We start from the raw sequence: 2,597 nt of genomic DNA, 5'->3' as shown, positions 1-2,597 counted from the left end.
GGCGGGGCTGGCGGAAATGGCGGGAATGGTGGGAATAGCCCTGGCGGCAATAACCACAACGTCGGCAACGGCGCCAATGGCGGGAATGGCGGCGCGGGCGTTCAATTCAACGTCGGAGGCGGGAGCTTCACCAATTCCGGCATGGTCATGGGCGGCAATGGCGGGACCGCGGGAATCGGCGGAACGGACCCAAACCGTAAGGGTACGAACGGCACGATGGGTCTCGGCGGCGTCGGCATTTCCGGTACCGGCCTTGGGCTCGTGAATAGCGGCAGCGTGGTCGGCGGCTTGGCGGGCGACGGCGTTACGCGCGCAAACGCCATCATGTTCACGGGGGGAACGAACAGCCTAACCTTGGAGGCAGGCTCGAGCATCATAGGCAATGTGGTGGCCTTCAGCGCCGCCGACACATTTGCGCTCGGAGGGGCGACGAATGCGAGCTTCGACGTGACGCAGCTCGGCGCGGCCGCGCAATACCAGGGCTTCGGTGTCTTTCAAAAGACCGGCACGAGCACCTGGACGCTGACGGGCACGAACACGGATGTGATGCCCTGGGCGATCGTGCAAGGCACGCTCGCCGTGACGGGGCAGATTACCAATTCGACGGTCACCATCCAGAATGGCGGCACGCTCGCGGGCTCGGGCCTCGTGGGCGCGATCGTGGCGCAATCGGGCGGCACCGTGGCACCGGGCGCGGTGGCGTCCTTCACGACCTTGAACGTGTCGGGGAATGCGAGCTTCGCATCGGGGTCGATCTTCCTGGTGAACATCAACAGCGCCGGGCAGAACGACAAGCTCGCCGTCGGTGGCACGGCGATGCTCAACGGCGGCACGGTGAGCGTGCTCGGCGGCACGGGCCTCAACGCCGCGACGAAGTTCACCATCCTCACGGCGCAAAGCGTCACGGGCCAGTTCGCGAACGTGACCTCTAACCTCGCCTTCCTCACCCCGACGCTCGCAACGAGCAGCACGAATGTCGTGCTCACTTTAACTCCGGCGACGAATGCCCCTACCACCTTAACTCCGGCGTCGAATGCCCCTATCAACTTCGCCTCGGTTGCGGTCACGCCGAACCAGCTCGCCGTCGCGAACGCGATCCAGGCGCTCGGCTCGGGCACCGTCTTCAACGCCGTGATCGGGCAATCGGCGGCAGGCGCGGAGCAAGCCTTCGATGCGCTTTCGGGCGAGGTGCATCCGAGCACAGTGAGTTCCGCTTACGAAGACGCGCTTTTGCCGCAAGTAGCGATCCTCGACCGCTTGAACCAGCCGGTCTCGACGCCCACGCTTGGCGCCTCGACGCAGACGACCGGCGTCTACGCGGCCGATCTTCCGTCGCGCAAAGGCCCGGCACTCGCGCCTGTGGCCGTGCAGATGTATCAGCCGCGCGTGATCGATCTTTGGGGCCAGGGCTTCGGCGATTGGGGGCGCACGTCGAGCAACGGCAACGCGGCCACGCTCTCGCGCCAGACCGGCGGGTTCGTGCTCGGCGGCGATGTTTCCGCCACGAATTTCATCGGCGGCGATTGGCGCTTCGGCCTCGCTGGCGGCTATACGAGCGACTCCCTCACCGTGAGCGCGCATGGCTCTTCGGGCACTTTCGAAAGCGTCTTCGGCGGCCTTTACGCAGGAGCAAGCTTTGGCGCGCTGCAAATCCGGGCTGGCGCGCTTTATGGCACGAACACCACCTCGACGACGCGTCAGCTCGCCTTCCCGGGTTTCTTCGAGGCGCTCTCCTCGAGCAATGGCGGCTCGACGGCGCAAGGCTTCGGCGAGGTTGGCTACCGTGTCCAGCTTCCGGGCCTCGGCTTCGGCGGCAGTGCACGCACGAGCCTTGAGCCTTTCGCGGGCGCGGCCGCGATCCTCATCCATCAGAACGGCTTCACCGAGACGGGCGGCTTCTCGGCGCTCACCGGTTCGCCGCGCGACTTCAACATCCAGACGACGACGCTCGGCGTGCGCGGCGAGCTCGCCTTCGCCTCAATGCCGCTGACCGTCAAAACCATGCTCGGCTGGCGCCATGCCTATGGGGATGTGGTGCCCTCGGTGCTCCTCACCTTCCAAGGCGGGACGCAGGCCTTCAGCGTCTCGGGCGTGCCGATCGACCGCGACGCCTTCGTGGCCGAGGCCGGCATCGACTACGCGCTCACCTCGATGCTCACGGTCGGCGTCTCTTACTCGGGGCAATACGGCCAACGCGCCACCGACAATGCCTTCAAGGCAATGTGAACCTGCGGTTCTGATTTGAGGGCCCACGGGGCGCGAGGGGAAGGGAACCCATAATCCCGCCGCTTCTGGACCCCCTTCCCGAGGCTCGCCTTGCGAGCCTCGCCGGGGTGACACGGTCCTTTTCCTTCTCCCGCGATGCGGCACGATGCGCGAGAAGAAAGGTGCCCAACGCCCCTTGCCACCCGGATCGCTTCCGAGGCTCTTTTGCAGTATGGATTGCCAATTCCACGCTCTCCCTTTCTGCTTTTAGGGCTGGTTCGGAACTGCTTTCATTCCCCTTTGCGAGGCAAGGCACCGAGTGGGGCAAGGAAGCGCCCCCGCCGCGATCCTGGAAGGTTTTCGATGCTCGAAAAGGACGAGACACCTGCCGA

General features: G+C 65.5%; 1 protein-coding gene. It reads left to right on the top strand.

Annotated elements, in window-relative coordinates; translation table 11 throughout:
• Positions 1–2,226 (top strand): autotransporter family protein (locus JOZ76_RS00315; RefSeq protein WP_291696645.1); only part of this gene is annotated, 2,226 nt, incomplete at its 5' end.
• Positions 2,227–2,597 lie beyond the last annotated feature (371 nt).

The organism is Bradyrhizobium sp. (assembly GCF_019244115.1).
Classification (GTDB): Bacteria; Pseudomonadota; Alphaproteobacteria; order Rhizobiales; family Xanthobacteraceae; genus Bradyrhizobium.
This window is presented reverse-complemented; position numbering and strand designations above follow the sequence as displayed.